Raw genomic sequence first — 18,179 nt, 5'->3', positions numbered from 1 at the left:
ATCATGAGCGTCTCGAACAAGGAATCCCAGGGGCAGGCCAAAGAGTCATTACTGCCGGCCCCCCATGACATCGACGCGCTGGTGCGCGCCGAGCACCAAGACCCGTTTTCGATCCTGGGTCCCCATGGTGATGGCGCGGGCGGACAATTCATCCGCGCGTACCTGCCCGGTGCACTGAGCGTGCACGTGCTCGCCCGCGACAGCGACGAAGAGCTGGGCGAGTTGCAGATCACCGAAACCCCGGGCCTGTTCGTCGGCCATTTCGACCGCGCCCAGCCGTACCTGATGCGCACCCGGTGGGCGGGTGGCGAGCAAGTCGCCGAAGACCCCTACAGTTTCGGCCCGTTGCTGGGGGAAATGGACCTTTACCTGTTCGCCGAAGGCAATCACCGCGACCTCAGTTCCTGCCTCGGTGCGCAACTGACCACCGTCGATGGCATCGACGGCGTGCGTTTCGCCGTTTGGGCGCCGAATGCGCGGCGGGTATCGGTGGTGGGGGATTTCAACGTCTGGGATGGCCGTCGGCACCCGATGCGCATCCGTTATCCGTCCGGTGTATGGGAAATTTTCATTCCGAGGCTGGGTCCGGGGGAGGGCTACAAATATGAAATCCTCGGCGCCCACGGCATCCTGCCGCTCAAGGCCGACCCGGTGGCACTGGCCACCCAGATGCCGCCGGACACGGCGTCCAAGGTTGCCGCGCCACTGAAAATCGAATGGCGTGACGACGAATGGATGCAAAGTCGCCGTGAGCGCCAGCTGCCAGGCGCGCCGTTGTCGATCTACGAATTGCACGCCGGTTCCTGGCAGTGCGAGATCGACGAGGCGGGCGAAGTGGCCCGGCAATACAACTGGCACGAGTTGGCCGATCGGCTGATCCCCTACGTCAAGGACCTGGGCTTCACTCACATCGAACTGATGCCGATCATGGAGCACCCGTTCGGCGGCTCATGGGGCTATCAGCCGCTCTCGCAGTTTGCGCCGACGGCGCGGTTCGGCTCGCCCGACGATTTCGCTGCGTTCATCAACGCCTGCCACCAAGCCAATATCGGTGTGATCCTCGACTGGGTGCCCGCGCATTTCCCCACGGACACCCACGGCCTGGCCCAATTCGACGGCACTGCGCTGTACGAATATGGCAACCCTCTGGAAGGCTTTCACCAGGATTGGGACACGCTGATCTACAACCTGGGCCGCACCGAAGTGCACGGCTTCATGCTGGCGTCGGCGTTGCATTGGCTGAAGCATTTTCACATTGATGGCCTGCGGGTGGATGCCGTGGCCTCGATGTTGTATCGCGACTATTCGCGCAAGGCCGGTGAATGGGTGCCCAACCGCCACGGTGGCCGGGAAAACCTGGAAGCGATCGATTTCCTGCGCCACCTCAACGATGTGGTCGCGCTGGAAACCCCCGGCGCGCTGGTCATCGCCGAGGAGTCCACGGCGTGGCCGGGCGTCAGCCAGAGCACGCAGCAGGGCGGGCTGGGTTTCGCCTACAAATGGAACATGGGCTGGATGCACGACTCGCTGCATTACATCCAGCAGGACCCGGTGTACCGCGCCCATCATCACAACGAGCTGAGTTTCGGCCTGGTGTACGCCTGGTCCGAGCGATTCGTCTTGCCGATTTCCCATGACGAAGTGGTCCACGGCAAACGCTCGCTGATCGACAAGATGCCAGGCGATCGTTGGCAGAAATTCGCCAACCTGCGTGCCTACCTCAGCTTCATGTGGGGCCATCCGGGCAAGAAATTGTTGTTCATGGGCTGCGAGTTTGGTCAGTGGCGCGAGTGGAACCACGACCAGCAGCTGGACTGGTACCTGATGCAATACCCCGAGCACCGCGGGGTGCAGAAGCTGGTGAGTGATCTGAACCGACTCTATCGCGAAGAGCCGGCGCTGCACGACCAGGACGATGCGCCGCAGGGCTTCCAGTGGTTGATTGGCGACGATGCGGTCAACAGCGTCTATGCATGGCTGCGCTGGAGCAAGGATGGCCGGCCGGTGCTGGTGGTCGCCAACTTCACGCCAGTGCCACGGGAGGCTTACCGCGTGGGCGTGCCGTTTGGCGGGCGATGGGTAGAGCTGCTCAACAGCGATGCCGACACCTACGCCGGCTCCAACTATGGCAACGGCGGCGGTGCCTCCACCGAGGAAGTCCCGAGCCACGGCCAGGCGCTGTCGTTGGAACTGAACCTGCCGCCGTTGGCGGTGTTGATCTTGCGGCCGGAGGGTTAGTACAGCAAAGATTGCTGAGTGGATAATGACTGTGGCGAGGGGATAAATCCCCTCGCCACAAAAGATTGCGTTCTGAGCTTCAGCGCACCAGGCACGGCTGTTTGTTGTTGAAACTCCAGCCCGGAATCAGATACTGCATCGCCACCGAATCATCCCGCGCCCCGAGTCCCATGCCCTTGTAGAGCTCATGGGCCTTCGCCAACTGGTCCATGTCCAGCTCAACCCCCAGCCCCGGTTTCTTCGGCACCTGCACGCAACCGCCCTTGATCTGCAGGGGCGCCTTGGTCAGCCGCTGGCCGTCCTGCCAGATCCAGTGGGTGTCGATGGCAGTGATATCGCCCGGTGCCGCAGCGGCCACGTGGGTGAACATCGCCAAGGAAATATCGAAGTGGTTGTTGGAGTGCGAGCCCCAGGTCAGGCCCCATTCATTGCACATCTGTGCCACCCGGACGGAACCCTGCATCGTCCAAAAATGCGGGTCGGCCAGTGGAATATCCACTGACTGCAAGGTAATCGCGTGACCCATTTCACGCCAATCGGTGGCGATCATGTTGGTGGCGGTCTTCAGGCCCGTGGCGCGACGGAACTCGGCCATGACCTCGCGGCCCGAGTAACCGTTCTCGGCACCGCACGGGTCTTCGGCGTACGCCAGCACTTTATGCTGGTCACGGCACAGGCGGATGGCTTCCTTCAATGACCAGGCGCCGTTCGGGTCCAGAGTGATACGCGCTTCGGGAAAACGCTCAGCCAGGGCCGTGACCGCTTCGATTTCTTCATCGCCCCTGAGCACGCCGCCCTTGAGCTTGAAGTCTTGGAAACCGTAATGCGCTTGGGCCGCTTCGGCCAGGCGCACCACCGCATCGGCGTCCAGGGCCGTTTCGTGGCGCAGGCGGAACCAGTCGTTTTCAGCCTGCGGCTCGCTGCGGTAGGCCAGGTCGGTCCGCTGGCGATCACCGACATAAAACAGATAGCCGAGCATCTTCACTTCGTCGCGCTGCTGGCCTTCGCCGAGCAGGGCGGCGACCGGTACGTCCAGGTGTTGACCGAGCAAATCGAGCAATGCCGCTTCCAGGCCGGTGACCGCGTGGATGGTGATACGCAGGTCGAACGTCTGCAGGCCACGGCCACCGGCATCGCGGTCGGCGAAGGCTTGGCGCACGCTGTTGAGGATTTTCTGGTAGGTGCCGATTGGGCTGCCGACCACCAGTGAGCGGGCATCTTCGAGGGTCTGGCGAATGCGCTCGCCACCGGGCACTTCGCCCACGCCGGTGTGCCCGGCGTTGTCCTTGATAATCACGATATTGCGAGTGAAAAACGGGCCATGGGCACCGCTGAGGTTCAGCAGCATGCCGTCGTGGCCAGCCACCGGCACGACTTGCATGCTGGTGATGATCGGGGCTTTGCGGGTGTCTTGGGTATGCATTGTTCCCACTCATTGTTTTTATACGGGACGTCGCATGGCGACGATGTTGATAGACATCATACAACCCAATTTTTTTTGGTGACAAGAGCGCTTTGGCGTTTAGGCAGGGTTTTATTTTGAGGATTATTTCTACTTATTGATTTAAAAAGAAAATTTGTTAACGAATTAAACGTCGGTATGAATCCCCCGTAAGCGACGAATCTGCCGGAGGATTGACACGGTTGCACTTGTCATACAAGTTCGTGGTGCTGGTTGCTTCCGCAACCAGCCTGTCGTTTCAAGGAACAGTGACCATGCAGCACGACGTCGAAGCGCCCTTGCGCAAACGCACCCACAACCTGGCCCATGACTTGGTGACAAAGTTGAGCCAGAGCATCTTGCTTGGGCAGTTGAAGCCTGGGGAGAAGCTGCCGTCCGAAGGCGCCATCGTGCGGGAGCACGGCGTGAGTCGCACCGTGGTGCGCGAGGCGATTTCCAAGTTGCAGGCTTCGGGGTTGGTGGAAACCCGGCACGGCATCGGCACCTTTGTGTTGGAGCAGACCGGGGAGCAGGGACTGCGCCTCAATGTCGATACCGCGGCCGGCGTGCGGGGCATTCTGGAATTGCGCCTGGGCTTGGAAACCCAGGCCGCCGCGTTGGCCGCACAGCGTCGCAGCGAGCAGCAACTGCAGCAGATGCGCCAGGCGCTGGATGACTATCAGCGTTTGCTCAGCAACAACGACAGCTGCGCCGAAGCCGACCGGCGTTTCCATCTGCTGATTGCCGAAGCCACGGAAAACAGCTGCTTTGTCGAAATCATGCAGCACTTGGGCAGTTCGATGATTCCGCGCACGCGGGTCAATGTGGCCGAACGCGGCCAGGCGGACCTGGGCAAGCTGGCGCAGTTGGCGAACCTTGAGCACGAAGCGATTTTCAACGCGATCAGACGCCAGGACCCGGACGCTGCCCGTGCGGCCATGTGGCTGCACCTGACCAACAGCCGCGACCGATTTGGCGCAGGCGCCTGAAGTCTCAGCGTCGCCTGAACTACCGCCATTACGAGCAGGCTCGCTCTCACATTCGATCGCAGGGGTTGCCGAGTTCTGCGCCATGGCGAATCCCCCGTGGCGAGGGAGCTTGCTCCCGCTGGCCTGCGCAGCAGGCCCTTTGCATTCCTGCAGTCGGATCGCATTAGCCGGTTTTGCGACCGCTGCGCAGCCGAGCGGGAGCAAGCTCCCTCGCCACGGGTTCGGTGTAGGCAAAAAAAAACCGGCGCAACCCAGGTTGCGCCGGTCTGCCACCAGTGGTTACGCGGATATCGTGGGTCCGCGCAGCCACCGTTGTGCCTGTTGTCGATTACCCCCGTTCCAACGCCAGGGCCACGCCCTGGCCGCCGCCGATGCACAGTGTCGCCAGGCCTTTCTTGGCGTCGCGCTTGATCATCTCGTGCAGCAGCGTCACCAGCACCCGGCAGCCCGAAGCGCCAATCGGGTGGCCCAGGGCGATGGCACCGCCGTTGACGTTGACCTTGGCCATGTCCCATTCCAGTTCCTTGGCCACCGCCAGCGACTGGGCGGCGAAGGCTTCGTTGGCTTCGATCAGGTCCAGTTGGTCCAACGACCAGCCGGCCTTGTCCAGGCAGCGGCGGGTGGCCGAGACCGGACCGATGCCCATGATGGCCGGGTCGACGCCAGCGTTGGCATAGGCGCTGATTTTCGCCAGCACCGGCAAGCCCAATGCCTTGGCTTTTTCCGCGCTCATCAGGATCACGGCGGCGGCACCATCGTTTAGCGAAGAGGCATTGCCCGCAGTCACGCTGCCGTCCTTCTTGAACGCCGGCTTGAGTTTGCCCAGGGCTTCGGCGGTGGTACCGGCGCGCGGTTGTTCGTCAGTGGCGAACGCCACCGGGTCGCCTTTGCGCTGGGGGATGAGGATCGGCGTGATCTCATCGGCGAAACGCCCGCCTTCGATGGCGGCGACGGCTTTCTGTTGCGACGCCGCGGCGAAAGCATCCTGCGCCTCGCGGCTGATGCTGTACTTGTCCACCAGGTTCTCGGCGGTGATGCCCATGTGGTAATCGTTGAACGCGTCCCACAGGCCGTCGGTGATCATGCTGTCGATCATCTTCGCGTGGCCCATGCGCAAACCGGTGCGGGCGGCTGGCAACACGTAGGGGGCCAGGCTCATGTTCTCCATGCCGCCGGCGATGATGACCTCGGCATCGCCACAGCGAATCGCCTGGGCGCCGAGGTGCAAGGCCTTGAGGCCCGAGCCGCAGACCTTGTTCAGGGTCAGGGCCGGCACCGCGTGAGGCAAGCCGGCGAGGATCGACGCCTGGCGTGCCGGGTTTTGCCCGGAACCTGCGGTCAGCACTTGGCCAAGAATCACTTCATCGACCTGTTCGCCGGACAGGCCGGTCTGTTCCAGCAGGCGACGAATCACCGCCGCGCCGAGTTCCGGCGCGGGAATGGCAGCCAGCGAGCCCTGGAAGCTGCCGATGGCGGTGCGGGTGGCGGCGACAATCACGACTTCTTGCATCGAATCTCTCCTCACTGGGCAGCGAACTGCATTTCAGGCACGTGGTCCGGCACGATCAATTTGCCGGCGGTCTTGGCGACGATTTCCTCGACGCTGACGCCTGGCGCACGTTCTTTCAGGATGAAGGCGCCGTCCTGGATTTCCAGGTAGGCCAGGTCAGTCAGCACGCGCTTGATGCAGCCGGCGCCGGTCAGCGGCAGGCTGCAGCGTGGCAGCAGTTTCGACTCACCGTCCTTGGACGCGTGGGTCATGGTGACAATGATGTTCTCGGCACCGGCCACCAGGTCCATCGCGCCGCCCATGCCCTTGACGAGCTTGCCGGGGATCATCCACGAGGCAATATTGCCTTCGACGTCCACCTCGAACGCGCCGAGCACGGTCAGGTCGATGTGGCCGCCACGGATCATCGCGAAGGACTCGGCGGAAGAGAAGATCGACGCGCCGATGCGCGCGGTGACGGTCTGCTTGCCGGCGTTGATCATGTCGGCATCGACTTCGGCATCGGTGGGAAACGCGCCCATGCCGAGCAAGCCGTTTTCCGATTGCAGCATGACTTCCATGCCTTCGGGGATGTAGTTGGCGACCAGGGTCGGAATGCCGATGCCGAGGTTCACGTAGTAGCCGTCCTGCATTTCGCGGGCGACGCGTTGAGCCATTTGTTCGCGGGAAAGTGCCATGGTGTTATTCCTTCATTCGGGCCGGGGGCAGGGGATCACTTGCGCACGGTGCGCTGTTCGATGCGCTTTTCGAACGTGCCGCAAATGACCCGGTCGACGTAGATGCCAGGGGTGTGGATCTGCGCCGGGTCCAGCTCGCCGGGTTCGACGATTTCCTCGACTTCCACCACGGTGATCTTGCCCGCCGTGGCGGCCAGCGGATTGAAGTTCTGGGCGGTGTGACGATAGATCACGTTGCCGAAATGGTCGGCTTTCCAGCCTTTGACGATGGCGAAGTCGCCGGTGATGGATTCTTCCATCAGATACTGGCGGCCATGGAATTCACGTACTTCCTTGCCTTCGGCCACGGGCGTGCCGACGCCGGTGGCGGTGAAAAACGCCGGGATGCCCGCGCCGCCCGCGCGCATTTTTTCGGCGAGGGTGCCTTGGGGAGTGAGCACCACTTCGATTTCGCCGCTGAGCAATTGCTGCTCGAACAAGGCGTTCTCGCCCACATAGGAGGCCACGACCTTGCGGATCTGCCGGTCTACGAGCAGCACGCCGAGGCCGAAACCGTCGACGCCGCAGTTGTTGGATACCACGGTGAGGTCTCGGGTGCCCTTGCGCTTGATCTCGGCGATCAGGTTCTCCGGGATGCCGCACAGGCCGAAGCCGCCGGCGATGATGGTCATGCCGTCCTCCAAGCCTTCCAGCGCCTCCTCGTAGGAGCTCACGCGTTTGTCGAAACCTGCCATAGACACCTCTTTTATTCTTGAGTGGGGTCGCAATGGAATGCAGTGTTGCGCCAAGTCATATATTTGTTAAGTTGATTTTTGCGTGTGATTGATTGATAAAACTCAATAATTGCTGTCATTCACTTGCAGCTTGAAACTCACCGCTTGCCGCTGGGAGCGCAGCCACCATGACCCTCAAGCAAATCCGCGCGTTCCTAGCCGTGGCCCAAAGCCTGAGCTTCGCCGTGGCGTGCGAGCGGTTGCATCTTTCCCAGTCGGCCCTGAGCTTGACCATCAAGGCGCTGGAAGAAGGGCTCGGAGGTCGTTTGTTCAGCCGCAATACCCGTAATGTCGCGTTGACGCCGGAAGGCGAATCGCTGCTGCCCTTGGCCCGTCGACTGATCGCCGATTGGGACAACGCCGAAGACGAGATGCGCCAGCGCTTCACCTTGCAACGCGGTCGCGTGACATTGGCGGCGATGCCGTCCTTTGCCGGCAACCTGCTGCCGCCCATCCTGAAGACCTTCCGCGCCCGGTTCCCGAATGTCAACGTCACGGTGAACGACGTGATCAACGAGCAGGTGCTGGAAATGGTTCGTGATCGCCACGTGGAACTGGGCGTGGCGTTCGAGCCGCTGCAGAGTTCGTCGCTGGTCTTCACGCCGTTGTACCTCGATCGTTTCGTTGCGGTGGTGCCGTTGGATTCGCCCTTGGCCCAGCTCGCCGAGATCGATTGGCAAGCGTTGCTGGAGCATCCGTTCATTACCCTGCAACGACCCTCCACCGTGCGAGTCATGCTCGAAGAGCACCTTCAGGCCCGGGGCATGAAACTGCCGGTGGAGTTCGAGAGCCATCAGTTGGCGACCGTCGGGCGGATGGTTGCCAGCGGCCTGGGCGTGAGCGCCGTGCCGGCCTTGTGCGTCGGCCAGATGCACGAGCTGGGCGCGCGCTGCATCACGCTCAGCGATCCGGTGATCGAGCGGGCTATCGGCGTGCTGACCAAGCCGGGGTATGAACTGTCGGCCGCGGCCCAGGCGTTGTTCGATACGTTCAAGGATCAGGACTTGGCTGTTCGGCTGTCGGCGCGATAAATCGCCAGCCGTCGTCAGATCAGCAAGGGCAACAGTTGCTCACACGGCGCCTCGACCTTGAGGTCCAGGAGGTCATCGGCGCGGGTCTTGCCCCGATTGATCGCCAGCAGCGGCTTGCCTTGTTCCTTGATTGCCCGGCACAGGCGAAACGCCGAATACGCCATCAACGAAGAACCCACCACCAACAATCCATCTGCTTGGCCGACTGCCTCGGTGGCGCGAGTCGCGGTGGCGGCGGCGACGTTTTCACCAAAGAAAACCACATCGGGTTTCAAGCGCTCGCCGTCGCAATGAGGGCAGCGGGGAATCTGGAAGCGCGCTTCGAATGCCGGATCCAACAAAGTGTCGCCGTCGGGTGCCTGCACCGCATCGACGCCTGCCAGGTAAGGATTTTGTGCCTCCATCAATAATTGTATCCGCTGCCGCTCGCTCCGCTGGCTGCAATCCAGGCACAGCACCCGGTGCAGGTTGCCGTGCAGCTCGATGACCTGCTGGCTGCCGGCCTGGTCGTGCAGGGCGTCGACATTCTGGGTAATCAGGCCACTGATGCGTTCTTGTCCCTGCAACGCCGCCAAAGCTTCGTGGGCCTGGTTCGGCCGGGCTTGACGCATGCGCGGCCAGCCCAGCATCGCCCGCGCCCAGTAGCGCCGCCGTGCCTCGGGCCGGGCGAGAAACTCTTGATACATCATTGGCTGGCGGCCCCGTCGCACGCCGTCGGTGTCGCGGTAATCGGGAATGCCGGAGGGGGTGCTGATGCCCGCGCCGGTCAACACCAGGAAGCGGCGTCCGGCCATGTATGCCTGAAGCTGTTCGATAGGGTCACGGTGAAGATCGTCGGACATTTGCATTCTCCGCTGGGCTTGAATCCTGAGGTTAGCATCGGGCTCGCTGTGCGCCTTTCGTCGCCCTCCCTGGGTCTTTCTTCAAACTTTCCCGGCGCGAGGAACATCCACCTTATGTGCGGTATTTCAGATTTTTCGCACAACGGTGCGCTATGGATACTGAATAAGGAGAACGCAATGGCAACCCCTAAAGACAACCTGCTGGATTGGCTCAACGACGCTCACGCCATGGAACAGCAAGCGGAGAAAATGCTCAAGGCCCAGGCCGAGCGCCTGGAACATTACCCGGTGCTCAAGGCGCGGATCGAACAGCACATCGAAGAGACCCTCGGGCAGCAGAAACTGGTGGAGCAATGCATCCAGCGCCTGGGCGGTAGCCCGTCGATGCTCAAGGACATGGCCGGCAAGCTGATGGCGTTCGGTCAAGCCATGGGCGGCATGGCGATGAGTGACGAAGTAGTCAAGGGCGCCATGAGTGGCTACGTCTTCGAGAACCTGGAAATCGCTTCGTACACGGTGCTGATCGAAGCGGCGAAAGTAGCCGGCGATGTAGAAACGCAAAAGGCCTGCGAGCAGATTCTGCCCCAGGAAATCGCCATGGCTGAATGGCTGCGCGATCATCTGCCGGAAATCACCCAGGCGTTCCTTGAGCGTTCGGCCAATCCGCATACCGAAGCCAAGCGCTGAGGTGCAATGCGAGGCGCGGCCCGGCACGGTTCGGCCGCGCCAAACCTGCCATCAACCGCAAAGAGGACAGGTATGAAGCAGACCACCGGTGAGGTTAGAGCCATCAATCGACAGAGTGCCAGGGTGGGAGTCTACGTGGCGGAAGAGGAAGGCCACACGGTGCTTGAGCTGGGGCCCGCCAATGACGTCGATATCGGCGACGTCATTGAATGGGACAGCGGAACGGCCTTGGGCACACAGACTTATCGCAACCTGACCAAAGGCTGGACCGATGAAGTGTATGTAGCGAAGCACGGCGTCGCGGCGGCCAATCTTGAGGTTCAGCTACTGGTGGGATCCTGACAACCGCGGACCCTTGGAGGACAAACATGAGCGAACTGCAGTGTGGCTGCCCCGGCTGCCATTGCGAGGTAGATCCCGAGCGGGTGTTCAATCACGACGGCGAGGCCTATTGCAGCCAGGCCTGCGCAGAACAACACCCGAATGGCGAGCCATGTCCGGCGGCGGATTGTCATTGTGAACAAAGTGGCAAGGTCGGCGAGCGGGACATTACCAATAACCAACTGGATGAAGCGCTGGAGGAAACGTTCCCGGCCAGCGATCCGATTTCACCCTGAACATCGCTTTATCCGGGCATCGGCGACAGGGTGCCCGGACACCGCAAGCCGGTCAGTGCGGTGGTGCAAGACAACACCGGCAGCTCGCGAGTTTTGGCTTCCTGGAACGGCGCGCGGCCTGAGTGACGAGACCGGTGCAGTGGGGTGCCGGCGCCATTCGGCCTTTGGCGGACAGCGTGGAAAGACACGCACTGTTTTTACATGCTTGAGGTGAGAACTTTGTGGGAGCGAGCCTGCTCGCGAATGCAATAGAAAGTTCAAAATTTAGTATCGATTGATAAATTGCATTCGCGAGCAGGCTCGCTCCCACATGGCTCTGCATTTGATAGTGCTAATTGATCGCCGCTTGTTCGATAGCGATTTTCAATACATGACAAGCGCAGCGGTAGATAAACAACAGAATGACCGCTCGTCGCCGTTTGAAGAACTTTATTCAAACCTTGAGCGGTTCAGGTTTTCCGAATAAGTACGAGCCAACGGGGTTCGCAAATAGCAACTAACGAGGTGAATGAAATGGCAAATACAGGTAATAACAACCCTGGCAATTTCGCTAACGATCGTGAGAAAGCATCGGAAGCCGGCAAGAAAGGCGGCCAGGCATCGGGCGGCAACTTCGCTAACGATCCGGAACGCGCAGCCGAGGCCGGCCGTAAGGGCGGTCATATGTCGGGTGGCAATTTTGCCAACGATCCGGAACGTGCCGCAGAAGCCGGCCGCAAAGGGGGTCAAGCCTCGGGTGGCAACTTTGCCAATGACCCTGAAAGGGCTTCTGAAGCGGGCCGCAAAGGTGGCCAGGCGTCGGGTGGCAACTTTGCCAACGACCGGGAAAAAGCTTCCGAAGCTGGCAAGAAAGGCGGTGAAAACAGCCACGGTGGCGGTCGTAAATCGTAATGTCCCGTGGTATCCGCAGACCCCATGCCGTTGGCATGGGGTCTGTTCCGGCCTCACCATCAGTTCTATTCAACGTCGGTCATGTCATGCCCGGCTTCGTTGAATGATTCATATATATCAAGGCTTGGACGAGTTTGGGTCGCTTGCAACTACCATTCGTCTTCTGCCTTGAATAAAAAACAAATTTTATTCGTTTAACTTCTTCTGACTTTCATGGGCCTGCCGCCGGCAGTGTTCTCATGAACTGTGTCCTGAACGAGGAGTTTTACCATGTTCGTACATAACAAACGACTGCAATATACCGTGCGTGTCGCTGAGCCCAATCCAGGACTGGCCAATCTGTTGCTTGAACAGTTTGGCGGTGCCCAGGGCGAGTTGGCGGCGGCGTCGCGCTATTTCACCCAGGCCCTGTCCGAAGATGATCCAGGCCGCAAGGACCTGCTGATGGACATTGCCACCGAAGAGCTCAGCCATCTGGAGGTGATCGGTTCGATCATCGTCATGCTGAACAAGGGCGCCAAGGGCAAGATGGCTGAAGGCGTCGAGCAGGAGGGCCAGCTGTACCGGGAAATCAATGGGGCCGGCAATGATTCGCACATCACCAGTGTGCTGTATGGCGCCGGCTCGCCGTTGACCAACTCAGCCGGTGTGCCATGGACCGCCGCCTACATCGATACAATCGGCGAACCGACGGCGGACATGCGTTCGAACATCGCCGCCGAGGCCCGGGCAAAAATCGTTTATGAGCGGCTGATGAATGTCACTGACGATCCTGGTGTGAAAGAAGCCCTGGGCTTTTTGATGACCCGTGAAATCGCCCACCAACTGTCGTTCGAAAAAGCCCTGCACTCCATCCAGCCCAACTTCCCGCAAGGTAAACTGCCAGGCATGCCGGAGTTCACCAACGTGTACTTCAACATGTCCCAGGGTGAACCTACCGTGCGCGGCCCATGGAACCAGGGTGACGATTGGGAGTACGTTGAAAACCCAACGCCAGCGGTCGACGGCGGCGATGGCCTGGCCAGCGTGCAGTTGAGTGAAAAGGACGAAGCGCTATTGATGGACATGAAGGCGCGGACGATGTCCAACCCTGAAAGCAATCCCACCACGGGCGCCGACTTGGGTTCGGGGATGCAAGGTGACAAACTGTAAGAAGCCGGCGAGGGGGCTTAGCCCCCCCGCCTGAAAATATCGCCTGATCGTTATGCCATTGCGCTTGACGGTCGGGCATCGCACGGCCAAATCAACAAGGACCTTTGATGGACCAGCCCACCTCCCGGATCCGATCACCCTGGCGTACCTGGCTCGATCCTGTGCAAAACAACCTGCTGCTGGGCGTGAGCTTCTGGCTGGGTTTGGCGCTGGTCGCCGTACTGCTGTTGTACAGCGGTTACAACGCCTTGGTGGGGGCCGATCGTCAGCACCTGAGCTATGCGGCGTTGGGAGGGGTGTCCGGTTTTGCCGCTACCGCGTTGGGGGCGATGATGGCGGTGGTGCTGCGCGATATTTCATCGCGGACCCAGGACATCATGCTCGGTTTCGCTGCCGGGATGATGCTCGCGGCCAGCTCGTTTTCGCTTATCCTGCCGGGGATAGAGGCTGCACAGATCATCTGCGGCAACCAGTTGCTCGCCGCCCTGGTGGTCGTTATCGGCCTGGGGCTGGGCGTCGCGCTGATGGTCGGGCTCGACCGCTTCGTGCCCCACGAACATGAGCTGAGTGGGCGCCGCGGTCCTGAAGCCAAGCGCATCAACCGGGTGTGGTTGTTCGTCCTCGCGATTACCTTGCACAACCTGCCGGAGGGCATGGCCATCGGCGTCAGCTTTGCCAATGGCGACCTCAAGGTCGGCCTGCCCCTGACCACCGCCATCGCGATCCAGGACATCCCCGAAGGCCTGGCCATTGCCATGGCGCTGCGTGTGACCGGGATCAGCACTCTGCGGGCCGCGCTTATCGCGGTCGGTTCGGGACTGATGGAACCGCTGGGCGCGGTGATCGGCCTGGGCATGTCCTCGGGCGTGGCCGTGGCTTACCCCATCAGCCTCGGATTGGCGGCGGGGGCGATGATCTTCGTGGTCTCCCATGAAGTCATTCCGGAAACCCATCGCAACGGTCACGAGACCCCCGCGACCCTGGGCCTGATGATGGGGTTCGCGGTGATGATGTTCCTCGACACCGCGCTGGGTTAAAACGCACCCGGAACCCTCCGTCCAGGCGTTCACGGATTTTCTTGAACATCCGCATTTTGCTCCGGGTCAGTGTTGATGACAGGTGAAGCGGCGCTTCACCACTTCAACCCGAAGGAGGATGCCGAGATGGCCAGAAAAACCGTGACGGACCTGTTCATTCACGAACTGTCCGATGTCTACAGCGCCGAAAAGCAGATCACTCGTGCCTTGCCACGCATGGCCCGGGCCACCACCAACCCCTTGCTGGCGCAAGCCTTCAACGATCACCTTGAAGAAACCCAAGGCCAGATCGAACGCATTGACACCCTTGTCGAAGTGGCGGGTATCAAGCTCAAGCGCATGAAATGCATTGCCATGGAAGGGCTGGTGGAAGAGACGAAGGAACTGCTCGAGGAAATCGAGAAGGGCGCGGTGCTTGATGCGGGGCTGATCGCTGCGCAACAAAAGATCGAGCACTACGAAATCGCCAGCTACGGCACGCTGATCGCCATGGCCAAGCATTTGAACCTGGGCGACGAAGTGGTCGGTTTGTTGCTGGCCACGCTCAAGGAAGAGAAGGCCACCGATGAGAAACTTTCGAAGATCGCCGAGCAGGGCGGCAACCAGGCGGCGACGATGGAGACTTGAGGCGAACTGGCGAGGTCCCTCGCCACGGGTGCAGTGTTGAATAGGGCATTGGAGCTCATCCCAATGCCCTTTTTTTAAGCGAAACCCAGCTAAACGCCCCCAACGACCGCACAGCGTCCGGCAATAAAAATCGTTGGAACTACGCTCCAGCGCGTCCCGTCACTTGTTCTGAGAGGCACTTATCCAGGCAGCGTTTCGGCGCTTGCCTGTTGTTGAGTTTTTCATCACGGAGGCGATGGACAGACATGACTATCCCGGACAACAACCCCGAGCGACAAAGCGGCACTTCAAGTCAGGGGCGACCTGACGAGTCCCTTAACCACATCAAGGAGGACGTGAACGAAGCCATCGGCAGCGCCCGCGAAAAGGCCGATGCGCACTTCGGCCAATACCGCGATACCGCGGCGGACCAGATCGATGCCTTGGCGCGTGGCGCCAAGTCGGCCATGTCGGAACTCGAAGCCAACGACACCCTTGGCCTCTCGCATTACTTGGCGGACATGGCCGATAGCATGAGCGGTCTGGCCGGCAAGTTGCGCAACAAGAGCGCCGAAGAGTTGCTGCACGACGGCTCTCGCCTGGCACGGGATAATCCCGGTCTGTTCCTCGCCGGCAGCATCGCCGTAGGCTTCGGCCTGTCGCGGTTCCTCAAGGCCGGCACCTCGCCGGTGGCCACTGAGGTCGACGACCCTGCGGCCGGGAATTCGAATCCACCGGCCGGCGGATTCGGCGCCCAGCGACCCTTCGAGCCAACCCCTGACCCCATCGGTCCGGGTGCCGCAACAACACCAAGCAGTGGCCTGGCCACTGGCGTTACTCCGACTTCACCCAGCGTCCAAGACCATCCCAGTGACTCAGCCACCGGCTCGCTGCCGGGTTCGGCCAATACCAGAGGAGAATTGTGATGAACCGACCAGACCCCGATCTGCAGCGTCCCACCGGGACCACGGCGCCCGACAACGATGCATCGGTCATGGGCTTGCTCAGGCAACTGACCCATGAAGTCCCTTCGCTGTTCACCAAGGAATTGGCGCTGGCCAAGGCTGAGTTCCAAGCCAGTCTCAACTCGCTGAAGGCGGGCATCGCCGGGGTGGCCGGCGGCGCGATGGTGCTGCTGGCCGGTTTTATCATCCTGTTGATGGCAGTGGTGTATGGCCTGAGTACGATGATGGCGCCGTGGCTGGCCGCGCTGATCGTTGGTGTGGTGGCGATGATCATCGGCTTCGTCATGGTCCAGTCGGGCAAGAAGCAGTTCGAACCGTCCCACTTCAAGCCTGACCGAACGCTCGATGCCTTGAACAAAGACCAGGAAGCCCTGCGGAGGAAAGCCTCATGAAGGATGAATTCAAAACCGAATCCGAAAAGAGCCCGGAAACCATCGAGCGCGAGATCGATGAGCAGCGCGCCCATATCAGCCACATCGTCGATGCCTTGGGCAGCAAGTTCACCCCGGGCCAAATGCTCGATCAGGCACTGGGCCTGGTGAAGGGCAATGGCGCGGAATTTTTCGGCAACCTCGGCACCACGGTGCGCAATAACCCGGTGCCGACCGTGTTGACCACGGTCGGCTTGTGCTGGTTGATGCTCGGCCAGAACCACCCGCCGCGGGTCGGCTATCGCGTCGGACCCGACCAGGACGGCAGCGGCTGGAGCGAGGGACTTGCCGGTGGCCTGGGCAGCGCCAAGGATCATTTGCATGACACCACCGATTCGTTGCGCGAAGGCTTCCACCATCTCAAGGACAAGGCTTCGCACCTGGCTGACGGTCTCGGTGCCGGCGCCCGTCATGCCCGCCACAGCGCCCATGAAACGGGGGCGCGAATGAGCCAGGGTTCCCAGGACCTGGGCGAGCAGTTCAGTCGCTTGCTCAAAGAGCAACCGCTGATGCTGGCGGCTGCGGGTATCGCCTTGGGCGCCATGCTGGGGGCTGCGTTGCCTAGCACGTCGACCGAACAGCGGGTGATGGGCAGGACCAGCGCCGACCTGGCCGACAAGGCCAAGCAAAAGGCGCGCGAAGGCTATGAAACGGTGCGCGATACGGTGAGCAAGACCACCGAACATCGTGACCAGCCAGCCGCCACGCCAGCCCCTGGACACGCGCATTCCGGCGCGGATCTGTCCGGCGGGTTGGGTACCTCGTAGGCGAGCGCAAGAGGCGGTGCGGGATGTTCCCGCGCCGTACCTGTCAAGGTTGGCAGAGCCTCGGCTGTTGTGCGGTTATTTCATCTGAAGTACACCGTTCCCAAGGAGGCAGCACATGAAACATCAGGTCCCGTTCAGCGGCCATCTGGTCTTCATCGGCTTCGGCTCCATTGCGCGAGCCACGTTGCCCTTGCTACTCAGGCAGGATCACATCGAGGTCGAGCGCATCACCGTCATCGCACCGGTGATTGAGCAGGAGATCTGGTTCAAGGAGCGGGGCATTCGTTTTGTCCGCAAGGCGCTGACCGAGCAGACCTTTGTACAGACGCTGGATCGCTTCGTGAAGCCCGGTGACTTCATCGTCAACGTGTCGGTGGAGGTCAGCTCATTGGCGGTCATGGCGTACGCCTTCGATAAGGACGCCCTGTACTTGGACACCTGCGTCGAACCCTGGGCCGGTGGCTATGACGATCCGCACCTGGACCTTCCCCACCGCACCAACTATGCGTTGCGCTATCAGGTGCTGGACCTGCGCAAGAAGTTGGGCAAAGGCCCGACGGCAGTCGTTGCCCATGGCGCCAATCCAGGCTTGATTACCCATTTGCTCAAAGCTGGACTGATGGAGTTGGCAGTGCAGTTGGACCATCCGTTGCCCCAAGACCGCGAAGGCATCGACTGGGCGCGGTTATGCATGGAGATGGGTATTAAGGTCATCCATTTTGCCGAACGCGATACCCAGCGTTCGCAGCGTCTCAAGGAGGACGATGAGTTCGTCAACACTTGGTCGGTGGAAGGCTTCATCAGCGAGGGCAGCCAGCCGGCGGAACTCGGTTGGGGCAGCCATGAGCGCAGTTGGCCGACGTCTGCCCGACGTCATCGCTTCGGCACGCGCAACACGATTTATCTCGAGCGTCCCAGTGCCCGCGTGCTGGTCAAGACGTGGACGCCGTTGGGCGGCCCCTGCCTGGGGCTGATGATTACCCATCATGAAACCGCATCGACGGCTGACCTGCTGACCGTCAAGGAGCAACGCAGATTGGTCTATCGACCGACGCTGCATTACGCCTATCACCCTTGCAATGACGCGCTGCTGTCGATTCATGAGCTGGTCGGTCGCGGCTGGGAAGCGCAAACCCGGCAACGCATCCTCAATGGCGAAATCGACAGCGGCGGCGCCGACGCCCTCGGTGTCTTGCTGATGGGCCATGAGCTGAATGCCTACTGGTTCGGCTCGGTGCTGAGCATCGACGAAGCCCGGGCGCTGGTGCCCTTCAACAACGCCACCAGCCTGCAAGTGGCGGCGGGGGTGCTGTCGGGCATCGTCTGGGCGGTAGAGCATCCGGACCGTGGCATCGTCGAGCCCGAGCAAATGGATTACCAGCGTGTGCTGGAAGTCGCCCGGCCTTACCTCGGCACGCTGGTGGGCCAGCGCACCGACTGGACGCCGGGTGGCGCGGTTCATAAACAGTCCGAGGATGGCGCTGCGAATAGCTGGCAATTCGAGCATTTCACGACACCCTAGTCG

At 61.2% G+C, this 18,179-nt stretch carries 19 protein-coding genes; 14 read left to right on the top strand and 5 right to left on the bottom strand.

Annotation, left to right across the window (positions count from 1 at the left end; all coding sequences use genetic code 11):
• Positions 1–3: 3 nt before the first annotated feature.
• Positions 4–2,238: a 1,4-alpha-glucan branching protein GlgB gene (gene glgB / locus J3P95_RS15570; RefSeq protein WP_434580637.1), complete on the top strand. Its 2,235-nt coding sequence runs from the start codon at positions 4–6 to the stop codon at positions 2,236–2,238.
• A 79-nt stretch (positions 2,239–2,317) separates the two neighbouring features.
• On the opposite strand, the gene gudD is transcribed toward glgB, so the two are convergent.
• The gene (gene gudD, locus J3P95_RS15565) at positions 2,318–3,661 is read right to left on the bottom strand and encodes a glucarate dehydratase (RefSeq protein ID WP_434580639.1); all 1,344 of its coding nucleotides are present in this window, start codon (positions 3,659–3,661) and stop codon (positions 2,318–2,320) included.
• A 293-nt stretch (positions 3,662–3,954) separates the two neighbouring features.
• On the opposite strand from gudD, the gene J3P95_RS15560 reads away from it, so the two are divergent.
• Entirely contained in the window at positions 3,955–4,668 is a 714-nt protein-coding gene (locus J3P95_RS15560) for a FadR/GntR family transcriptional regulator (protein WP_434557687.1), read from the top strand.
• 328 nt (positions 4,669–4,996) lie between these two features.
• Here the strand turns inward: J3P95_RS15560 and J3P95_RS15555 are convergent, their stop codons facing one another.
• The 3 genes from J3P95_RS15555 to J3P95_RS15545 are packed head-to-tail and all read right to left on the bottom strand — an operon-like array spanning position 4,997 to position 7,589.
• Positions 4,997–6,178 (bottom strand): acetyl-CoA C-acetyltransferase, encoded by a 1,182-nt coding sequence (locus tag J3P95_RS15555; protein ID WP_434580641.1) that lies wholly within the window; start codon positions 6,176–6,178, stop codon positions 4,997–4,999.
• 11 nt (positions 6,179–6,189) lie between these two features.
• A complete protein-coding gene (locus J3P95_RS15550; RefSeq protein WP_434557685.1) occupies positions 6,190–6,855 on the bottom strand; it encodes a CoA transferase subunit B in 666 nt (221 codons plus the stop codon).
• 35 nt (positions 6,856–6,890) lie between these two features.
• Positions 6,891–7,589 (bottom strand): CoA transferase subunit A, encoded by a 699-nt coding sequence (locus J3P95_RS15545; RefSeq protein WP_434557684.1) that lies wholly within the window; start codon positions 7,587–7,589, stop codon positions 6,891–6,893.
• A gap of 167 nt (positions 7,590–7,756) precedes the next feature.
• Between J3P95_RS15545 and J3P95_RS15540 the strand changes: the two genes are divergently transcribed.
• A complete protein-coding gene (locus tag J3P95_RS15540; RefSeq protein ID WP_434557683.1) occupies positions 7,757–8,659 on the top strand; it encodes a LysR substrate-binding domain-containing protein in 903 nt (300 codons plus the stop codon).
• A 14-nt stretch (positions 8,660–8,673) separates the two neighbouring features.
• Here the strand turns inward: J3P95_RS15540 and J3P95_RS15535 are convergent, their stop codons facing one another.
• Positions 8,674–9,501, bottom strand: coding sequence for an NAD-dependent protein deacetylase (locus J3P95_RS15535; protein WP_434557682.1), 828 nt, complete (start codon positions 9,499–9,501; stop codon positions 8,674–8,676).
• Positions 9,502–9,678: 177 nt separating this feature from the next.
• Between J3P95_RS15535 and J3P95_RS15530 the strand changes: the two genes are divergently transcribed.
• The 11 genes from J3P95_RS15530 (at position 9,679) to J3P95_RS15480 (ending at position 18,176) form a co-directional block, all read left to right on the top strand.
• Positions 9,679–10,188: a ferritin-like domain-containing protein gene (locus tag J3P95_RS15530; RefSeq protein ID WP_434557681.1), complete on the top strand. Its 510-nt coding sequence runs from the start codon at positions 9,679–9,681 to the stop codon at positions 10,186–10,188.
• A gap of 72 nt (positions 10,189–10,260) precedes the next feature.
• Entirely contained in the window at positions 10,261–10,530 is a 270-nt protein-coding gene (locus J3P95_RS15525) for a hypothetical protein (RefSeq protein ID WP_434557680.1), read from the top strand.
• A gap of 26 nt (positions 10,531–10,556) precedes the next feature.
• Positions 10,557–10,805, top strand: coding sequence for a metallothionein (locus tag J3P95_RS15520; protein WP_305500228.1), 249 nt, complete (start codon positions 10,557–10,559; stop codon positions 10,803–10,805).
• 513 nt (positions 10,806–11,318) lie between these two features.
• Positions 11,319–11,696 carry a general stress protein gene (locus J3P95_RS15515; protein ID WP_039589227.1) on the top strand — a complete coding sequence of 126 codons (378 nt, stop codon included), beginning with the start codon at positions 11,319–11,321 and terminating at the stop codon, positions 11,694–11,696.
• A gap of 270 nt (positions 11,697–11,966) precedes the next feature.
• Positions 11,967–12,848 carry a manganese catalase family protein gene (locus J3P95_RS15510; protein WP_434557679.1) on the top strand — a complete coding sequence of 294 codons (882 nt, stop codon included), beginning with the start codon at positions 11,967–11,969 and terminating at the stop codon, positions 12,846–12,848.
• Between the two features lie 107 nt (positions 12,849–12,955).
• On the top strand, positions 12,956–13,885 hold the full coding sequence (locus J3P95_RS15505) for a ZIP family metal transporter (RefSeq protein ID WP_434557678.1): 930 nt from the start codon (positions 12,956–12,958) through the stop codon (positions 13,883–13,885).
• Between the two features lie 126 nt (positions 13,886–14,011).
• Entirely contained in the window at positions 14,012–14,512 is a 501-nt protein-coding gene (locus J3P95_RS15500; protein WP_434557677.1) for a ferritin-like domain-containing protein, read from the top strand.
• Between the two features lie 245 nt (positions 14,513–14,757).
• Positions 14,758–15,417, top strand: coding sequence for a hypothetical protein (locus tag J3P95_RS15495; RefSeq protein ID WP_434557676.1), 660 nt, complete (start codon positions 14,758–14,760; stop codon positions 15,415–15,417).
• Positions 15,417–15,848 carry a phage holin family protein gene (locus J3P95_RS15490; RefSeq protein ID WP_434557675.1) on the top strand — a complete coding sequence of 144 codons (432 nt, stop codon included), beginning with the start codon at positions 15,417–15,419 and terminating at the stop codon, positions 15,846–15,848. Before J3P95_RS15495 ends, J3P95_RS15490 begins: the two co-directional genes overlap by 1 nt.
• Positions 15,845–16,654, top strand: a complete 810-nt coding sequence (locus J3P95_RS15485; protein WP_434557674.1) for a DUF3618 domain-containing protein — start codon at positions 15,845–15,847, stop codon at positions 16,652–16,654. The genes J3P95_RS15490 and J3P95_RS15485 overlap by 4 nt, the downstream gene beginning before the upstream one ends.
• Positions 16,655–16,769: 115 nt before the next feature.
• Positions 16,770–18,176: a saccharopine dehydrogenase C-terminal domain-containing protein gene (locus tag J3P95_RS15480; RefSeq protein WP_434580645.1), complete on the top strand. Its 1,407-nt coding sequence runs from the start codon at positions 16,770–16,772 to the stop codon at positions 18,174–18,176.
• The last annotated feature ends 3 nt before the right edge of the window (positions 18,177–18,179 follow it).

This window comes from Pseudomonas sp. Z5-35 (assembly GCF_051131945.1).
Classification (GTDB): Bacteria; Pseudomonadota; Gammaproteobacteria; order Pseudomonadales; family Pseudomonadaceae; genus Aquipseudomonas; species Aquipseudomonas marvdashtae.
Note: the sequence above shows the minus strand (reverse complement) of the source record. Positions and strands in the feature narration are given on the sequence as shown.